Raw genomic sequence first — 2,093 nt, forward strand, 5'->3', positions numbered from 1 at the left:
ACGGCCCTCATCGGCCCGTCCGGCTGCGGAAAGTCGACGCTGCTGCGCACCTTCAACCGCATCTACAGCCTGTATCCCGAGCAGCGCGCCGATGGCCAGATCCTGCTCGACGGGCAGAACGTGCTCTCGCCGTCGATCGACGTGAACGAGCTTCGCGCACGGGTCGGCATGGTGTTCCAGAAGCCGACGCCGTTTCCCATGTCGATCTACGACAACATCGCCTTCGGCATCAAACTCTATGAGAGGCTGCCGAAGTCCGAGCTCGACGGGCGTGTCGAGGAGGCCCTGCGCAAGGCGGCCCTGTGGGACGAAGCGAAGGACAAGCTGCGCCAATCCGGCATGAGTCTGTCTGGCGGCCAGCAGCAGCGCCTGTGCATCGCGCGCACCATCGCGCAGAAGCCGGAGGTGATCCTGCTCGACGAGCCGACCTCGGCCCTCGACCCGATCTCCACCGGCAAGATCGAGGAGCTGATCGAGCAGCTCCGCTCGGAGTTCACCATCGTGATCGTCACGCACAACATGCAGCAGGCGGCACGAATCTCGCAGTTCACGGCGTTCATGTATCTTGGCGAGCTCGTGGAGTTCGGGCCCACCACCAAGATGTTCATGAACCCGACCAAGAAACAAACCCAGGATTACATCACGGGCCGCTTCGGCTGATCGAAGCGCTTCAAGGGGAGACCTATCTCATGGCGGAGCATATCGTCAGTTCCTATGACAACGACCTGCAGGGGCTCCGGCAGCGGATTTCCGAGATGGGCGGCATCTCCGAGAAGATGCTTGTCGATGCTCTTGTCGCACTGGCTCGCCACGACAAGCCGCTGGCGCAAGCGGTCATTGCTTTGGACCCTCGCCTCGACGTCCTGCACCGTGAGGTCGAGGAGAATGCCATTCTCACCATCGCCCGGCGCCAGCCCCTGGCGGTCGATCTGCGTGAGACCATCTCGGCCATCCGTATCGCGGGCGACGTCGAACGCATCGGCGATCTGGCGAAGAACATCGCCAAGCGGGCGCTGGCCATCGGTGACGATTTCCAACCGCAGAAGATCGTCGTCGGACTGCAGCATATGAACGATCTCGTTCTCGGTCAGCTCAAGGACGTGCTCGACGCCTATGCGCAGAAGGACACGGCGAAGGCGCTGGATGTCTGGAAGCGGGACGGCGCCATCGATGCGCTCTACACCTCGCTGTTCCGGGAACTCCTGACCTACATGATGGAGGATCCGCGCAACATCTCGTTCTGCACGCATCTCCTGTTCTGCGCCAAGAACATCGAGCGCATCGGCGATCACACCACCAATATCGCCGAGACCGTTCACTACCTCGTCACGGCCGAGACGCTGGCCATCGACCGGCCCAAGAACGATCGCTCCATCGACACGACGATCGAGACCGGAGCCTGACCATGGGACCTCGCGTTCTGATCGTCGAGGACGAAGAACCCTTGATGCTGCTCCTGCGCTACAACCTCGAGGCCGAAGGCTACGAGGTCGACAGCGTATCGCGCGGTGACGAGGCCGAGATCCGCCTGCGCGAGCAGGTGCCCGACATCGTGCTGCTGGACTGGATGCTGCCCGGCCTCTCCGGGATCGAGCTGTGCCGGCGCATCCGCGCGCGGACGGAAACCGAGCGCCTGCCGGTGATCATGCTCACGGCCAGGGGCGAGGAGGGCGACCGCATCCGCGGCCTCTCCACCGGTGCGGACGACTACATCGTCAAGCCGTTCTCCGTGCCGGAACTCCTGGCCCGGGTGCGTGCGCTCCTGCGCCGGGCGAAGCCGACGCATATCGCAACGCTTCTCAGAGCCGGCGACATCGAGCTCGACCGCGAGACCCATCGCGTGCGCCGCGCCGACCAGGAGTTGCATTTGGGGCCGACGGAGTTCCGCTTGCTGGAATTCCTGATGCAGAGCCCCGGCCGCGTCTTCAGCCGCGAGCACCTGCTCAATGCGGTCTGGGGTCACGACGTCTATATCGACGAGCGCACCGTGGACGTGCATGTGGGCCGCCTGCGCAAGGCGATCAACCTGCCGCGCCGGCCCGATCCGATCCGAACCGTGCGTGGCGCCGGCTATTCCTTCGATGAGACCTTCG

General features: G+C 63.9%; 3 protein-coding genes. All 3 read left to right on the plus strand.

Features of this window, described 5'->3' with window-relative positions; translation table 11 throughout:
• Positions 1-660: phosphate ABC transporter ATP-binding protein PstB (pstB, locus tag FS320_RS42195; protein ID WP_152718496.1), on the plus strand; the 660-nt coding region annotated here is incomplete at its 5' end.
• Between the two features lie 29 nt (positions 661-689).
• The gene (gene phoU / locus FS320_RS42200; protein WP_152718497.1) at positions 690-1,403 is read left to right on the plus strand and encodes a phosphate signaling complex protein PhoU; all 714 of its coding nucleotides are present in this window, start codon (positions 690-692) and stop codon (positions 1,401-1,403) included.
• A gap of 2 nt (positions 1,404-1,405) precedes the next feature.
• A partial coding sequence (gene phoB / locus FS320_RS42205; RefSeq protein ID WP_152718498.1) for a phosphate regulon transcriptional regulator PhoB occupies positions 1,406-2,093 on the plus strand: 688 nt, incomplete at its 3' end.

Source organism: Microvirga tunisiensis, assembly GCF_009296175.1.
GTDB classification, from domain to species: Bacteria; Pseudomonadota; Alphaproteobacteria; order Rhizobiales; family Beijerinckiaceae; genus Microvirga; species Microvirga tunisiensis.

Excerpts from the sequence above, each read along its gene's own strand:
- phoU (WP_152718497.1), top strand. The coding sequence starts at position 690 with ATGGCGGAGCATATCGTCAGTTCCTATGACAACGACCTGCAGGGGCTC.